At 43.2% G+C, this 16,569-nt stretch carries 19 protein-coding genes; 5 read left to right on the top strand and 14 right to left on the bottom strand.

Features of this window, described 5'->3' with window-relative positions; all coding sequences use genetic code 11:
* From C9J38_RS13355 to fkpA, 9 genes are all read right to left on the bottom strand, one after another.
* Positions 1–184: GTP-binding protein (locus C9J38_RS13355; RefSeq protein ID WP_233217677.1), on the bottom strand; the 184-nt coding region annotated here is incomplete at its 3' end.
* Positions 185–284: 100 nt separating this feature from the next.
* Positions 285–2,390, bottom strand: a complete 2,106-nt coding sequence (gene fusA, locus C9J38_RS13350) for an elongation factor G (protein ID WP_107207519.1) — start codon at positions 2,388–2,390, stop codon at positions 285–287.
* Between the two features lie 89 nt (positions 2,391–2,479).
* A complete protein-coding gene (gene rpsG / locus C9J38_RS13345; RefSeq protein ID WP_005371760.1) occupies positions 2,480–2,950 on the bottom strand; it encodes a 30S ribosomal protein S7 in 471 nt (156 codons plus the stop codon).
* A 95-nt stretch (positions 2,951–3,045) separates the two neighbouring features.
* On the bottom strand, positions 3,046–3,420 hold the full coding sequence (gene rpsL / locus C9J38_RS13340; RefSeq protein ID WP_004399892.1) for a 30S ribosomal protein S12: 375 nt from the start codon (positions 3,418–3,420) through the stop codon (positions 3,046–3,048).
* Positions 3,421–3,596: 176 nt separating this feature from the next.
* On the bottom strand, positions 3,597–3,890 hold the full coding sequence (gene tusB, locus C9J38_RS13335; protein ID WP_107207518.1) for a sulfurtransferase complex subunit TusB: 294 nt from the start codon (positions 3,888–3,890) through the stop codon (positions 3,597–3,599).
* A 7-nt stretch (positions 3,891–3,897) separates the two neighbouring features.
* Positions 3,898–4,254 carry a sulfurtransferase complex subunit TusC gene (gene tusC / locus C9J38_RS13330; protein WP_005371769.1) on the bottom strand — a complete coding sequence of 119 codons (357 nt, stop codon included), beginning with the start codon at positions 4,252–4,254 and terminating at the stop codon, positions 3,898–3,900.
* Positions 4,255–4,264: 10 nt separating this feature from the next.
* Positions 4,265–4,657, bottom strand: a complete 393-nt coding sequence (gene tusD, locus C9J38_RS13325; RefSeq protein WP_107207517.1) for a sulfurtransferase complex subunit TusD — start codon at positions 4,655–4,657, stop codon at positions 4,265–4,267.
* Positions 4,654–5,376, bottom strand: coding sequence for a transcriptional regulator (locus C9J38_RS13320; RefSeq protein WP_005371773.1), 723 nt, complete (start codon positions 5,374–5,376; stop codon positions 4,654–4,656). The genes tusD and C9J38_RS13320 overlap by 4 nt, the downstream gene beginning before the upstream one ends.
* Positions 5,377–5,560: 184 nt before the next feature.
* A complete protein-coding gene (gene fkpA, locus C9J38_RS13315) occupies positions 5,561–6,415 on the bottom strand; it encodes an FKBP-type peptidyl-prolyl cis-trans isomerase (RefSeq protein WP_107207516.1) in 855 nt (284 codons plus the stop codon).
* A 191-nt stretch (positions 6,416–6,606) separates the two neighbouring features.
* Between fkpA and C9J38_RS13310 the strand changes: the two genes are divergently transcribed.
* Together C9J38_RS13310 and C9J38_RS13305 are read left to right on the top strand one after the other, a co-directional pair.
* Positions 6,607–7,584, top strand: coding sequence for a WD40 repeat domain-containing protein (locus C9J38_RS13310; protein WP_107207515.1), 978 nt, complete (start codon positions 6,607–6,609; stop codon positions 7,582–7,584).
* A gap of 8 nt (positions 7,585–7,592) precedes the next feature.
* Complete coding sequence (locus C9J38_RS13305; protein ID WP_005371779.1) at positions 7,593–7,814, top strand: SlyX family protein; 222 nt, start codon at positions 7,593–7,595, stop codon at positions 7,812–7,814.
* Between the two features lie 73 nt (positions 7,815–7,887).
* On the opposite strand, the gene slyD is transcribed toward C9J38_RS13305, so the two are convergent.
* From slyD to kefG, 4 genes are all read right to left on the bottom strand, one after another.
* Positions 7,888–8,451, bottom strand: coding sequence for a peptidylprolyl isomerase (gene slyD / locus C9J38_RS13300; protein WP_107207514.1), 564 nt, complete (start codon positions 8,449–8,451; stop codon positions 7,888–7,890).
* 82 nt (positions 8,452–8,533) lie between these two features.
* Positions 8,534–8,743, bottom strand: a complete 210-nt coding sequence (locus C9J38_RS13295; RefSeq protein ID WP_107207513.1) for a YheV family putative zinc ribbon protein — start codon at positions 8,741–8,743, stop codon at positions 8,534–8,536.
* Positions 8,744–8,778: 35 nt separating this feature from the next.
* Positions 8,779–10,584: a glutathione-regulated potassium-efflux system protein KefB gene (gene kefB, locus C9J38_RS13290; protein ID WP_107207512.1), complete on the bottom strand. Its 1,806-nt coding sequence runs from the start codon at positions 10,582–10,584 to the stop codon at positions 8,779–8,781.
* On the bottom strand, positions 10,574–11,164 hold the full coding sequence (kefG, locus tag C9J38_RS13285; protein ID WP_107207511.1) for a glutathione-regulated potassium-efflux system ancillary protein KefG: 591 nt from the start codon (positions 11,162–11,164) through the stop codon (positions 10,574–10,576). Before kefG ends, kefB begins: the two co-directional genes overlap by 11 nt.
* Positions 11,165–11,393: 229 nt before the next feature.
* On the opposite strand from kefG, the gene C9J38_RS13280 reads away from it, so the two are divergent.
* On the top strand, positions 11,394–13,316 hold the full coding sequence (locus C9J38_RS13280; protein WP_107207510.1) for an ABC transporter ATP-binding protein: 1,923 nt from the start codon (positions 11,394–11,396) through the stop codon (positions 13,314–13,316).
* A gap of 78 nt (positions 13,317–13,394) precedes the next feature.
* Here C9J38_RS13280 and C9J38_RS13275 read toward each other — a convergent pair whose 3' ends face one another.
* A complete protein-coding gene (locus C9J38_RS13275) occupies positions 13,395–13,994 on the bottom strand; it encodes a LysE family translocator (protein WP_107207509.1) in 600 nt (199 codons plus the stop codon).
* Positions 13,995–14,172: 178 nt separating this feature from the next.
* Here C9J38_RS13275 and C9J38_RS13270 point away from each other — a divergent pair, with 178 nt between their 5' ends.
* Positions 14,173–15,576, top strand: coding sequence for a PLP-dependent aminotransferase family protein (locus tag C9J38_RS13270; protein ID WP_107207508.1), 1,404 nt, complete (start codon positions 14,173–14,175; stop codon positions 15,574–15,576).
* A 12-nt stretch (positions 15,577–15,588) separates the two neighbouring features.
* Complete coding sequence (locus C9J38_RS13265) at positions 15,589–16,560, top strand: hydrolase (RefSeq protein ID WP_107207507.1); 972 nt, start codon at positions 15,589–15,591, stop codon at positions 16,558–16,560.
* Positions 16,561–16,569: the final 9 nt, after the last annotated feature.

Genomic DNA, 16,569 nt, shown 5'->3' with positions numbered 1-16,569 from the left:
TGATACCGCGCTCACGCTCTTCTGGAGCGTTATCGATTGATGCGAAGTCACGAGCAGCACCACCGTACACTTTTGAAAGTGTAGTACAGATAGCAGCAGTTAGAGTTGTTTTACCGTGGTCAACGTGACCGATAGTACCAACGTTTACGTGCGGTTTTACGCGTTCAAATTTTTCTTTAGACACAATTGTGTTCCTTCCTAGTTAAGATACGCCCCCTACTAGGTCGGGGACGGCTCTGAAGTTTGTATTTTATGCGTCAATAGCCATCGACGCAATAATGAAATTAGTTACGTTCTGCAATAATTTTGTCAGTAACATTCTTTGGCATTTCAGCGTACTCGCTAAACTCCATAGAATAAGACGCACGGCCTTGTGTTGCTGAACGCAAATCAGTTGCATAGCCAAACATTGCCGATAATGGAACTTGTGCACGAATAATTTTAATACCCGCATTGCCTTCGTCCATACCTTCGATCATGCCGCGACGACGGTTAAGATCGCCAACAACATCACCCATCCAATCTTCAGGCGTGGTAATTTCAACTTTCATCATAGGCTCAAGCAATACAGGGTTTGCTTGTAGCGCACCTTGTCTTAATGCCATTGAACCTGCGATTTTAAATGCAATATCGTTAGAATCAGTTTCGTGGAATGAACCGTCGAACAGCGTTGCTTTAACATCAACCATTGGGTAGCCAGCAAGCACACCACTCTTCATTTGTTCTTCGATACCAATCGCAGCAGCCGTGATATACTCTTTCGGCACGCTACCATTCACGATTTCATCTACGAATACGAAACCTTCACCAGGCTCAGTTGGTTCTAATCGTAAGCAAACGTGACCATATTGGTTACGCCCACCCGTTTCACCAGCTTGGCGAATGAATTTACCTTCGACTTCCGTTGTACCACGAATACTTTCACGGTAAGCAACTTGTGGGTTACCCACATTACAGTCAACGCTAAATTCACGTTTCATTCGATCAACAATGATATCAAGGTGAAGTTCACCCATACCAGAAATTAATGTCTGGCCAGATTCATTATCAATTTCTACTCGGAAAGATGGATCTTCCATCGCTAATTTTTCTAGCGCGATTGCCATCTTATCCTGATCGGCTGTTGAACGAGGCTCAACAACGATCTGAATTACTGGTTCAGGGAAGTCCATGCGCTCAAGAATCACTTTATGATTTTGATCACATAGGGTGTCACCTGTTGTCGCAAATTTAAGGCCAATAGCTGCAGCGATATCGCCAGCACGCACTTCTTTGACCTCTTCACGCTTATTCGCATGCATTTGAACAATGCGACCTAAACGTTCACGTTTATCTTTAATGCTGTTAAAGACAGTATCACCTGAATTTACAACACCAGAATAAACACGCATGAATGTTAACGTACCTACAAACGGGTCTGTTGCAATTTTGAACGCAAGAGCTGCAAAAGGTTCATTGTCATCTGAGTGACGTTCAACAGGGTTACCGTTTTCATCTTCACCAGTAATTGCTTTTACTTCTGTTGGTGAAGGAAGGAAATCAACAACTGCATCAAGTACTGCCTGAACACCTTTGTTCTTGAATGCAGAACCACAAGTCGCGAGTACGATTTCGTTGTTGAGTGTACGTTGACGAAGACCAGCTTTAATTTCAGCTTCAGTCAGTTCGCCTTCTTCAAGGTATTTATCCATTAGTTCGTCATTCGCTTCAGCGGCAGACTCAACTAAATTCATGCGCCATTCTTCTGCTTCTTCTAATAACTCAGCAGGAATGTCTTCATAGGTAAAACTAGTCCCTTGATCAACTTCTGACCAGTTAATGGCCTTCATTTTGATCAGGTCAATTACACCTTTAAATTCATCTTCAGCACCAATATTCAGTTGAATAGGTACTGGGTTTGCGCCAAGACGGGTTTTAATTTGCTCGATAACTCGAAGGAAATCGGCACCAGTACGGTCCATCTTGTTAACGAAAACCATGCGTGGTACTTCGTATCTATCAGCTTGACGCCATACAGTCTCTGACTGAGGCTCTACACCTGAAGAACCACAGAACACAACAACAGCACCATCTAATACACGTAGTGAACGTTCAACTTCAATGGTGAAGTCTACGTGTCCTGGAGTATCAATGATGTTGATTCGGTGCTCGTCGAACTGCTTGTCCATACCGCGCCAAAAGGTGGTTGTTGCAGCAGAGGTGATCGTGATGCCACGTTCTTGCTCCTGCTCCATCCAATCCATAGTAGCAGCGCCGTCGTGTACTTCACCAATCTTGTGAGATAGGCCTGTATAAAACAGGATGCGCTCGGTCGTTGTTGTTTTACCGGCGTCAACGTGAGCACAGATACCAATATTACGGTAGCGCTCGATAGGCGTTTTGCGTGCCACGGTTGTATCCTCTTACTAAGGTGAACCTTAGAATATGGTTTAGGCACAGCAGGAAAACCTGCCGTGCCCAAGCGGTATTACCAGCTATATTACCAGCGGTAATGTGCGAACGCTTTGTTCGCATCTGCCATACGGTGAACGTCTTCACGTTTCTTAACAGCAGAACCTTTGTTGTCAGCCGCATCAAGCATTTCGCCTGCTAGACGCTGAGCCATAGATTTTTCACCACGCTTACGCGCAGCTTCAACTAACCAACGCATAGCTAGTGCATTACGACGTACTGGACGTACTTCTACAGGCACCTGGTAAGTTGAACCACCCACACGGCGAGACTTAACTTCTACCGCTGGACGTACATTTTCAAGAGCTTTTTCAAATACAGCTAGGTGTTCTTCACCAGAACGCTCAGCCATAGTTTCTAGTGCAGAGTAAACAATTTTTTCTGCAGTAGATTTTTTACCGTCAACCATAAGGATGTTAACGAATTTTGCCAGCAATTCTGATTTGAATTTAGGATCTGGAAGGATCTTACGCTGACCGATTACGCGACGACGTGGCATGGATTATCTCCGTTGTCTTCTTCAGGTTATCCAAAACTTTTCAGTTTCTTCAAAATTAAATAATTTTAGTGTTTGGCCTTACTTAACGGAATCCATTAAGACTTAGGACGCTTCACACCGTACTTAGAACGACCTTGTTTACGGTCATTAACGCCTGCACAGTCAAGTGCACCACGAACAGTGTGGTAACGAACACCCGGTAAGTCTTTAACACGACCACCGCGGATAAGAACAACTGAGTGCTCCTGAAGGTTGTGACCTTCACCGCCGATGTATGATGTTACTTCGAAACCGTTTGTTAGACGAACACGACATACTTTACGTAATGCTGAGTTCGGTTTTTTAGGTGTAGTAGTGTAAACACGAGTACATACACCACGTTTTTGTGGGCACGCTTCTAGTGCTGGCACGTTGCTTTTTACAACTTGCTTAGCACGTGGCTTACGTACCAACTGGTTAATAGTTGCCATTAAATAGCTCCTGAATATTACTTTCGTAAGGTGAAAAATCTGCCTCCCAACAACAGGAGGACGCGAAATTTTAGGCATCGCACCCTAGGGTGTCAAGATCTAACCAACGATCAATCAAGTGATCATTTCTTAAACAATCCGTTTTTTATCACTTTTAAGGCTAATATCATACTTATTCACGCCCATTTCATATGCTGCTCATGCTTAACAGTTAACGAAACAAAGCCTTTATAATCAATAACATTAAGATTCTCATCACATTTACCTTGCAATCCACGTGCAATGAGATCAGCCTCAAGTAAATAAATTTTTACGCCAATATTTTTTATTACATTTAAATAATTATTTTTTGCCAAACTGGCGATCACAGCATCTTCTAACAGCAATATTTCATCACCAGCGGCAACATATGCTAAACATTGGGCCAAAGATTGGCTTTGATAGGGTGAGCGAGTAACGGTATGAAGCATTACGACCTCAAAATGTAAGAAGTTGTCGACATTGATGCATTTTTTCTATCAATTGTGCTTGTTCACAAACAATCACATCGATGATCAAATCATCTGTTGTTAGTCCGCGCGCACGGAGTGATTCTGCATTCACATAAATATTTTCAACATCATAAAGTTCAAGCATTTTAAATGTCGCAATATAATCTCGACTTAAAATTGCTTGTGGCTGCTGCTGTTTTAATAACTGAAATACACCATCATCAATAAAATACAGTGACAACTCTTCAGTATAAGCCGAACTTGCCAATACAGCATCTAGCCCTTCTCGCCCACTATTGTTGCCATGTGGTGAAGTTCTAAAGATAAAGCCCAGTGAATTCATATCTATACCACTAAAATTGTATGACGCGATCTGCCGTTAACAAGACTTCAGCAAGACCACCAAGCCCTGCCTGTTCAAAGCCATCTGCAAGATTGACAGCAGATAATTGGTTTTGCTCTGCTTCTTGTTCACTGACAATACCGCGACGCAATGCGGCAGCCACACAGGTTTGCAATTCAACATTATGCATTTTAGCTAATGCTTGCCATGCCGCCACAAGATCAAATTCATCGGATGCTGGTGCCGTTAATGCAGAGCCATTTAACACGCCATCTTGATAAAAAAACACGCGTTGTAATACGTGTCCTTCTTCAATTAATGCTCTTGCAAATTGATAAGCTGAACGTGATGTTTGATTTCCGTATGCAGGACCATTGACCACGATAGCGTAAGTTAAACTCACTTCTCACCATCCTCGGTTTTTCGCTGGCGAATATACAGATACACAGTGTGTTTGGAGATATTTAAACGATCTGCAACACGATTAATTGCATCTTTAATATCGAAAATGCCTTTATCAAACAACTCCATCACGATTTGACGGTTTTTGGCATTATTTGATACGTTTTTATCTGCATTAATTTCTTCGATAGTACGTTCTACCGTTTGATCAACGAGCTCATCAACATCGCTGGCAAAGTTAACCGTTGATGCCGCTTGCTTAGCTTCATCAGTAGGCATAAACGACTGCAGAATTTGAGAGAAAGGGGCATCTAAATTAACGTTTATACACAGTAAGCCAATGATATTATTTTCACCGTTACGAATGGCAATCGTGATTGACTTCATTAAGTCACCACCTTTAGCACGGGTGAAATAAGCACGAGAAAAATTGCGCTCAGAACCTTCAATATCGCGTAGCATGCGTAATGCAAGATCAGTGATTGGCGAGCCAACTTTACGGCCGGTATTTTCTCCGTTAGCAATCTTAATCGCAGAGGTGTTGAGATCGGCTAATGAATGGAGCACGATTTCACAAAAGGGACCAATTAACGCTGCTAAACCATCAACAACGGCTTCATAAGAGCGAAGAATAATATAATCATGCTCAGAGAAGATTCGGCTATCGACGATATCACTGTCGACCATCACCTCTGAACCAAAGTTATCAGTTGAAACCACTTTTCAATCTTCCATGTTGCAATCAATACTATTAATACGACTTATACATTCAACTTATGTATTAAATAGAATCAATAAAATTTAAAATATTGCTAGTAAGTTTATCAGATAATTAAAAAGAAAAGACCCGACATAAGTCGGGTCTTGATATTTATCAGCATATTTATTGGTAAATATTGCTCAACTATTGTGTTTTTGTCTCTGTAGCTGCTGGTTTTTCAGCTGGTGCCGCTGCAGGTTTTGCAGTTTTATCACCTTTAATACTTAGTAGCTCAACTTGGAATACCAATGTTGAATTAGCTGGAATGCTTGGGTTTGCTTGAGCGCCGTAAGCAAGTTGTGGCGGAATAACAAACTCAAACTTTGAACCTACAGGCATTAGCTGAACGCCTTCAGTCCAACCAGGGATTACTTGATTTAAAGGGAAAGTGGCAGGTTGATTACGCTGGTAAGAACTGTCAAATACGGTACCGTCAGTTAGCATGCCTTTGTAATTTACTTCAACTGTATCGGTTGCTGTTGGTTTTGGACCTGTACCTTCTTTCTCAATCTTGTACATTAGGCCGGTTTTAGTTGTTACAACACCCGCTTCTTTCGAGAACTTAGTACGGAACTCTTCACCAGCTTTTATGTTTTTCTCAGCTTCAGCTTTTGCTTTTTCTTCAACAATTTTAGCTACGCGCTGGTCAAGTTCTTGAAGCGCTTGTTGGGTTTGCTCTTGCGTTAAACGACTCTTACCCGCAAATACATCTTCAACACCTTGAAGTACGTCTTGACGATTTAGGTCTAGACCTAGCTCTTTTTGCTGATCAAGGTTGGCTGATAGGTATTGCGCCAGTGATGCACCAATTGCATAAGCTGCTTTTTGATTTTCAGTTTTAAATTCAACTTTAGCATCAGCAGCTGGAGTCTTAGCAGCAACCTGCTCTACTTTCGCAGGTTCAGCAGGCTTATTGGTGTCTGCTTTATTATCATCCTGACAACCAACAGCGAGGAAAATTGTTGCTGCCAATACAGACATCTTTAGAACAGGTTTCATGTATTTCTCCATCAGTCAGTGAGGCAATGCCTCATTTTTTAACTGTACTTTTTAGAATGAGTATGAAAATAAAGTTATAACAATATACTACTAGCATTTGATTAAGTAACTGTAAAAAGCATGTCAGTTCAGTTATTTAATCAGACTAATTTACTCTACTAGTTACCCTATGCAAGCGGAACAAGAGCTTAATGTATAAAACTTTTTTTTCATTTTGTTTATTTTTATCCACTTTAACCTTGAGTGGTTGTTTCTTTTCTGGCTCAGAAGTCCAACGCTGGCAATTAGCCCCACAAGGTGCAACCAGTTTTAGCCTTAGCCGAGATGGTCGTTTTGCAATAGTTGCTGCAATAGAACAAGGTATCGTGCTATGGGACTTACATCAAAACAAAAAGTTAGCTGATTTTGGTTCTCAAGATCAACATCACAGTACGGTGATAAGTAGCCATATTTCTGACAATAAACGTTTTGCTATCACGGCCACAGCACAAAATTTTGCTATTTGGGATCTTGGCTGGTCCCAAGCACAAGGTTTATGGTCGATTGATGACACTACCATTAGAGATGTCGCTATTGCCAATAATGGCGACGACATCTTATTAGCGCTAAGTAATGGTAAGGCCTTATTTATCAATATTAGCACAGGAAGACGACTTGAGTTTTTAGCTCATCAAGAGAAAGTTAATAGTGTCGCTCTCTCTCCTAATGGCCGTTACGCGCTATCCGGCGGCAATGATCATAATGGCTATTTATGGGATACCCGAACAGGACAAATCTTGTATGGTTTCCCTCATAAAAGTCGCATTACTCGAGTCGCACTACAACGAGATGGAAAATTTGCCCTGACTGCCGATGGCACCAATGACGTCTTTATTTGGGATTTAACCAACGGCAAGAAAATATCAGAACTAGACATTACCCTTCGCCAACAAACCCTTTCGAGTGCGCGTTTTTCTGATGATGGTTCAATGGTAGCAACTGGCACTCCCTCACGCCGAGTGGAGTTATGGCAAACATCGGATGGGAAAAATATCGGTAGTTGGAAGGCGGAACGTCAGCAAGACACTCGACCCGCTACAGCAGTGGTGTATGATGTCGCTATTAGCCCAACAGGTAACGTCATCTCTGGATCATCATCTGGATTTGCCCAAGCCTGGTCAACCGATTGAAAACGACCATGACTGAGATTGAACAATTACAACACCGTATTGATGAACTTGAAATGAAACAAGCCTTTCAAGAGCAAACTATTGATGATCTTAATGATGCCCTTACCAAACAACAGTTCATGATTGACCGCATGGAAGTTCAGATGAGATTTTTAGTGGGTAAGGTAAAAGGCATGCAAGCACCAAATATGGCTAGCGAGTCGGAAGAAACTCCGCCGCCACACTATTAATCGTGTTTGACTAAAAAATGAAAACAAAAAAGGAAGCCTAAGCTTCCTTTTTTATTGATATCATCAAATGATATTAGTGAGAGCAGCAACCGCCTTTCTCTTCGCCACCGCAGCAACCTTCGTCACTGTTACCGTGATCGCCACAACCGCCTTCGCCGCCACAACAACCACCACCTTGATGTAGGTGACCGTGTGCAATTTCTTCTTCAGTCGCTGCGCGTACTGCAACAACTTCAACATCAAAACCTAGCGTTTGACCAGCAAGCATGTGGTTACCATCAACAACTACGTGATCGCCATCAACTTCAGTTACTTCAACAGGGATTGGACCTTGATCAGTATCTGCAAGGAAACGCATACCAACAGTAATTTCATCAACACCTTGGAATACGTTTGCAGGAACACGTTGAACCATTTCGTCCATGTGCTCGCCGTAAGCGTCAGCAGGAGCAACAGTTACTTCGAACTTGTCGCCAGCTACATGACCTTCAAGCGCTGCTTCAAGGCCAGGAATTAGATTGTTATGACCGTGAAGGTAATCAAGTGGAGCTTCAACTGTTGATTGATCTACAACTACACCATCTTCAGTTTTCACTTGGTAAGCTAGGCTTACTACTGTGTCTTTAGCGACTTTCATGTTTACTCCAAAATTTGAGCTCGGGGTGATAAGTTTTGCTCGACATCATACAGGATAATATGGCAATGATGCTAATTCCGTATTAGTCAGGCTTGAAAACACCTATCACTTGTTGTTTGGTCGTTGACGAAAGTTGTTCACTTTCTTGTACCGATTGTGGCACCCGTGTATCTGCATGATCACAAGCCACACACTCGACATATTCAACATCATCTTGTTGCCACCAGCGTAAAGTATCGATGGTTTGACAACTAGGGCATGCAGCCCCTGCGATAAATCGTTTTTTTATCATCCTGCTCTTTCCTTGATCATCACACAAGCGCTAGCTTAATCCCAACCATGATGGCGCTCTTCCTCACCCCGCATTTCACGATCGAAAATTTCTTCTAACTCTTTACGGGCTTCTTTTTGCCTTGATGCTAAATTGACGTCTTCACTATGCTGCGGCAATAGGTCCCGTAAGGCTTGTGTATCTATTTTACGAAAATGTGCCTCAGCACGTTTCGCTTTATACGGATGCATACCTAAAGATATGAGGGCTTGGCGACCTAAATCAAGAGCACCAGCAAAAGTTTCACGTGAGAAACATTCAACGCCTTGACCTAGTAATTGATGCGCTTCAACACGACTTCTCGCCCGCGCTAATATTTTTAAGTGCGGGAAATGTTGCTGACACATAGCCACCACTTCCATGACTTCTGTCGGTGCATCAGTACAGATAATAATTGCTTCCGCATTATCTGCCCCTGCTGCGCGGAGCAAATCTAACTGAGTAGCATCACCGTAAAAAACTTTATAACCGAACTTGCGTAAAAATTGGATTTGGCTCGGATCGCGCTCAAGTACGGTTACTTTAATTTTATTAGCAAACAGTAATCGTCCTATAACTTGTCCAAAGCGTCCAAAACCCGTAATGATGACACGGGGGGCACGATCAACAACATCCGACTCTGGCTCAGGTTGCTCACTCGCTTTGAAGCTTCGCACAAACCAGCGATTTTGAAGCGTTAAGACGAGCGGTGTTGTCATCATTGATATACTTACAACCACCAGCAAGAAAGCTAATAATTGCGCATCTAGTAAACCTTCAGCACGAGCGGCAGTAAACAAGACAAACGCAAACTCACCACCCTGACTTAAAATCGCCGCCATCTGACTACGTGACTTTTCTCTTACGCCAAATATCCGGGCTAAAAGATAGAGCACGATTCCTTTTACTGCGATTAATGCTAATACCGCGGCTAAAATCTGTAATGGATATTGCCACAGTAACCCAATATTTACCGCCATACCCACTGAGATAAAAAACAGCCCCAGTAATAACCCTTTAAACGGCTCTATCGCAATTTCTAATTCATGGCGATATTCGCTCTCAGCTAATAGCACCCCCGCTAAGAATGCCCCTAACGCCATGGATAATCCAAGCGCCTGCATAATCAATGCAATACCAAGCACTAACAGTAATGCCGCAACATTAAACAGTTCACGAACACCACTCATCACCACATAACGAAACAGTGGACGAAGTAAAAAATGTCCACCGACAAGGAGTACGGCGATACCCCCTAACATCCAAAATGCATCATTCCAACTCCCCCCTTTACCACCAGCAAGAGCTGGGAGTAAAGCAAGCATTGGGATCACCGCTATATCTTGAAATAGCAGTACCGCAAAACCCGATTGCCCCGTTTCACTTCCTGATAATTGCTGCTCTTCTATTACACGTAGTGCAATTGCTGTTGAAGATAACGCCAGCCCCATGCCAATCACGGCTGAATCGCGCCACGTCAACGAAGGTAAAAATCCATTAAAGCTCATAACCACTACGGCAATAACCCCACTGGTGATCACCACCTGCCCACCACCTAACCCTAAAATGGGTTTACGCATTTGCCACAGTGTTTTCGGATTAAGCTCTAAACCAATCAGAAACAGTAACAACACAACGCCAAATTCAGAGAAATGGAGGATAGCATCAACATCGGAGATCAAGCCTAAGCCCCAAGGGCCAATGGCAATACCCGCAATCAAATAGCCTAACACTGAACCTAAGCCAAGCTTTTGCGCCAAAGGGACGGCAATAATAGCTGCGGCCAAAAAAACCACACTTAGAACAAGGAAATCATTGGTCATTGTTGGTCTCCTTCTTCGTTAAGCTAATTCGAGGCTCAATAATCAAAGGGTTCGCTAACCATGATTGGTATGCGCGTGCATGTTGGTTTAATTCATCCTGCGTGACGCGTCTTGCCCAGTGCAAGATAAGTGGCGGTAACCAATGCATTTGGCAAAGATCAGCACAAATTTCAAATGGCTTTAAAATGGTATCAATACCATAACGGTTATAACCATCCGGACTATAAGCTTCTGCTCCACCGCCAGTCGTGATCACCGAGCGCCAATATTTACCCACGGTTTCATTACCGTCACCGTGAGCGAAGCCTTTGCTTAACACTCTATCAAACCACTCTTTCAACAATGATGGGCAGGAATACATATAGAGAGGATGCTGGAAAATAATGATGTCGTGACTCGCGATCAGCTCATGCTCTGCGACAACATCGATAAAGAAATCGGGGTACGTGGCATATAAATCATGCACAGTAACGTGACCTAATAGCTCAATGTCTTGCAACATTGCGCGATTAGCAACGGACTCATCAGGGTCAGGATGAGCAAAAATAATGAGAATTGATGGTAAGTTTTGTCGTGTCATAACATCCTTTGACAATCGTTCATATTCATCATGTGCAACAATAAGGACTTGCTCAGTATTATTCCATCATACCTAATTGTTAACAAACATGATCTTTTGTTTATCATTTGTTCAGCAAAACGTAACCTAAAGCAATAGAGAGATGTTAGCCACTCTGCGCTGTTTGAGTTAGACTTCCGCCCATAAGTCCAGTTTATTTAGTGGAGCGGGCAAGACCCCGGCAATATTGATGATTATCTTTTCAGATATCCAACTTCTACGTGGTGGCAAAGTATTACTTGAAAACGCCACTTCAACGATCCACCCGGGCGACAAAGTCGGTCTTGTCGGTAAAAACGGTTGTGGTAAATCGACCCTGTTCGCTTTACTGAAAAATGAGCTCAGCTTAGATGCTGGCAACTGCCAATTTCCGAGTAACTGGGAAATGGCATGGGTTGCTCAGGAGACACCTGCGTTAGAGCGCGCAGCTATTGAGTATGTCATTGATGGCGACCGTGAATACCGTGAACTTGAACGCCAACTCCTTGCCGCAGAACAAGCTGATGATGGTACTAAAGTCGCAGAGCTTCACGGTAAAATGGACACCATTGGTGGCTATAGTATCAATGCTCGTGCGGCTGAATTACTTGACGGCCTAGGCTTTTCACAGCACCAGATGCAATGGAACCTGACCCAATTTTCGGGTGGTTGGCGTATGCGTCTTAACCTTGCTCAAGCGCTATTATGCCGCTCTGATCTGCTACTACTCGATGAACCAACTAACCACTTAGATTTAGATGCCGTAATGTGGCTGGAAAAATGGCTCCAAAGCTACCGTGGTACCTTAGTGTTAATTTCCCATGACCGCGATTTCTTAGATCCTGTGGTTAACCGCATTATCCATATTGAAAATCAAACCATGCACAGTTACACCGGTAACTATTCATCGTTTGAAGTACAACGCGCCGAAAAACTGGTGCTACAACAAGCGATGTACCAGAAACAACAAAAGCAAATGACGCACATGCAGTCATACATTGAACGTTTCCGTTACAAGGCCAGTAAAGCACGCCAAGCGCAAAGTCGTATTAAAGCCCTTGAACGTATGGAAAAAGTGTTACCGGCTCAGTTTGATAACCCATTCAGTTTTGAGTTCCGCGAGCCAAGTGCTCTGCCGAACCCAATCTTAATGATGGATCAGGTTGCCGCAGGTTATGACGACTTACTGATTTTAGAAAAAATTCGCCTGAATCTTGTTCCTGGTAGTCGTATTGGCCTACTTGGTCGAAATGGTGCCGGTAAATCGACCCTGATAAAAATGCTATCGGGTGATTTACCAGCGAAAGCCGGTGATATGGCGTATTCGCAAGGGGTTAAAATTGGTTACTTTGCCCAGCACCAATTAGAAACCTTGTACCTTGATGATACCCCAGTTCAGCATATGGCACGTATTGCGCCACAAGCAACCGAGCAACAACTCCGTGATTATTTAGGTAGCTTTGGGTTTATTGGTGATAAAGCGCTAGAAAAAGTCGGTCCGTTTTCTGGCGGTGAGAAAGCCCGCTTAGTGCTAGCACTGATTGTATGGCAACGTCCTAACCTATTGCTGCTCGATGAGCCAACCAACCACCTTGATTTAGATATGCGCCAAGCACTGACGTTGGCATTGCAATCTTATGAAGGTGCAATGGTTATTGTCAGTCACGACCGTTACTTACTACGTGCAACAACCGATGACTTATATTTAGTGCATGATCGCCAAGTCGTACCGTTTGATGGTGATTTAAATGATTATCACAAATGGCTTACCGAGCAACAGCGTAATGAGCGCCGAGATCAACAAGCAACAAAACCTGAAACCAACAAAGATAACAGCGCGGCATCGCGTAAAGAGCAAAAACGTCTAGAGGCAGAGTTCCGTAAACAAACAGCCCCTATTCGTAAAGAAATCACCAAGCTTGAAAAACAGATGGACAAGCTTAATGCCATTATCACCGATGCTGAAACCGCATTAAGTGATAGCAGTATTTATGAGGCTGAGAACAAAGTCCGTATGAATGAGCAATTAAAACTGCAAGGTGATGCAAAATCGGATTTGGAAGATGTAGAAGTTGCTTGGATGGAGTTACAAGAGCAATTAGAAGAGATGGAATCTCAATTTAGTGCCGAATAATATCGCCTAACACCTATAACGCCAACGAGTACTTCGTTGGCGTTGTTATTTTCAGTTATCTAGAACAAAGGGCAACCACTACCAAATCATCATCACGCATGCTGCCGTTAGTGCTCCCATCGTCTGATTAAACCGAATCGTGCGACGTTCTGATGTTAGCCAATGACGTATCACCACTCCAGTTGCAGTCCATAGCGAAACGCAAACAAAACCCACCACGAAAAATACCGATACAATCATTAATATCGATAACCAATAGTGCTCCCCGCTAACGGCGAAGGTGCTTACTGCCGTTGCTGACATCATCCATGCTTTAGGATTAACGTATTGAAACAGAGCAGCAGAGAATACACTCATCGGTTTCGCCTTCACTGTTTGCTCTGTTTTACTCATGCTGCCAGCAGTGGCTATTTTCCATGCTAAATACAATAAGTACGCACACCCAACAACTTTTAATACCTCGTGAACCATAGGATAACGTTCAAAAATAATGCCGAGCCCTGCCGCCAGTAAACTGATCATGCTCGCCATACCCACACTGATCCCCGTAATATGCGGAACACTACGCCAATAACCAAAGTTTGCTCCAGAGGCGGTCACCATCATATTGTTAGGCCCCGGCGTGCCTGTCATTAATATGGCAAATAAAATAACTGAGATGATTGTTGATCCTTCCACACACATTCCTTAATAAACGATAGAAATAAAACTATCCAGATCATCTCCCACGAAATTGTACCGATACAATTTTAGTTATTTCGCGACAACATAAAAAATCTCTGGCAATACGGTTGTTTTGTGCGCACAATTTAACCTAACAAGGGAAGTTATTAAGATCAAAGGATTTATTGTCACCATGACAATCGAGAAAAAGTTATTAAATATCCAACTTATCGCTAAAACTAAAGAACCACTTTATCGTCAAATTGCAGATGGAATTGCACGAGCTATCGAGCAAGGTGACATCGCAATTGGGGAGAAACTCCCCACACACCGCGCACTTGCCGATCAATTACAGGTTACCGTCGGTACAGTGACACGTGCTTATGCAGAAGCGGAACGACGTCATCTTGTCGAAGCACGTATTGGGGCTGGGACGTATGTCTGTGATAACAATAAAAACCATCACTGGATCTATCAATTAGAAGAGTTACAGACTGAAGAATGTAATTTCGGCTATAACATTCCTCCGCGATTTGATCGCAGTGAGATGATAAGCAAAGCGATGGCAAAAATTAGTGCTAATCCCTCGCAATTAAATGACATGATGTTGTATCAGCCACCACAAGGGATCGATAATCATCGTCATATCGTTTGCCAATGGTTAAATCAAAAAGGCATTGATGTTTCATCAGAGCAGATGTATTTCACCTCAGGCGCACAACATGCTGCGGAATTATTGCTGAGTATTTTCTGTCGTGCTGGTGATACCGTGTTAGTCGAACACTTTTGCTACCCCGGCTTTCTAACCCTTGCTCGTCAACATGGTATTACCCTAAAAAGTGTTGAGATGGATGAAGATGGGGTGATCCCTGCCAGTCTCGCATCGGCCTGTGAACTCTACCAACCACGGCTAATATATTTAACACCAACCCAGCAAAACCCAACTTCGGTAACAATGCCGCTCTCTCGTCGTGAAGAAGTGATTAGCGTGTGTCGTGAGCATAATGTGTTAATTGCGGAAGATGACGTCAACGGATTACTGCCGCCCTCACCGCCACCACCTTTAATCAACCTAGCACCTGAACATGTAATCCATATTGGAGGGTTATCAAAATGCCTCGCACCTGGACTTCGCTTAGGTTACATCCAAGTGCCGAAACAGTGGCAGCAACATCTAAGTGCAGCACTCTATAACCACAGCTTAATGATCAGCCCACTGCTCTCTGCTATCGCTTGTGAATTAATTGTTCAAGGTGATGCCGATCGGGTATTAACGACCGTTCGTACTGAAATACAACAACGGCAATTATTGGTACAGCAATACCTTGGTGAGTTTGCCATTACAACTCAGACTTATAGTTTTCATGTTTGGCTGCAATTACCAGAAGACTGGCGCTTAAGTGATTTTATGGCGGCAACAACAGCCCGTGGGGTCATAGTTAAATCAGCAGAATTATTTACTCCTAGAGGTAATCATATTCAACCAGCAGTACGGCTCGCCATTAGCTCACCGCTAAACCAACAGCAATTGATCTTTGGCTTAAAAACCATTGCCGAGTTATTACGCCACCCCCCTTTATCCCATTTTTCGCTGTAACAGAGGATATTCATGTCTCAATTTACGCCAGCATCAGGGTTACAAAATCCACACATTCAAACCTTATTACCGCGATTTGTTCGTCGCCAGCCACTATTCACACCTGTGACGCAACGACTGACCACGCCTGATGATGACTTTCTTGATCTCGCTTGGACAGAAGCTCCTACAAACGATAGCAAACCATTAATGATCCTATTCCATGGTTTAGAAGGCAGCTTCCATAGCCCGTATGCCAATGGACTATTATATGCTGCAAAACAACAAGGTTGGCTTGGGGTTATGATGCATTTTAGAGGCTGCAGCGGTGAGCTAAACCGTCAACCTAGAGGTTATCACTCAGGTGAAGTCAGTGATGCACGCTTTTTCATTACATGGTTACGTGAGCAATTCCCCCTACGGCCTTTTATCGCAGTGGGAGTATCCCTCGGCGGCAACATGCTGATTAACTACCTGGCAAAATATGGTGACGACAGTGATCTCGTTGCCGCTCAAGCGGTGTCTCCCCCATTAAATTTAGCCTCATGCTCGACACGTATTCAACAAGGTTTTTCTAAGATCTATCAGCAATATCTACTCAACTCGATGAAGCGCACAATGGCAAAACGAATAACACTTCATCAAGATAAAATGCCTATCACCCACCAGCAATTAGCTGCGATAAATACGGTATGGCAATTTGATCAGCACATTACCGCCCCTCTCCATGGTTTTATTGATGCTGACGATTATTATCAACGTTGTAGTGGCCTTCAACAGCTCAACTTGATCAGTACACCACTGCGGATTATCCATGCCAAAGACGATCCGTTCATGACCGAATCGGTGATCCCATCACAACCATTGCCGAGTAATATCGACTACAACTTATATGAAAAAGGTGGCCATGTTGGGTTCGTTAGTGGTTCTATTTTTAAACCGACGTTTTGGCTCGAACACAGCGTTCCAACATGGTTTAAAACCAAACTCACCACTCCTCAATAGGGCTAGTGA

Origin of the sequence: Photobacterium sp. GB-210, from assembly GCF_003026075.1 — a bacterium.
Classification (GTDB): domain Bacteria; phylum Pseudomonadota; class Gammaproteobacteria; order Enterobacterales; family Vibrionaceae; genus Photobacterium.
Note: the sequence above shows the minus strand (reverse complement) of the source record. Positions and strands in the feature narration are given on the sequence as shown.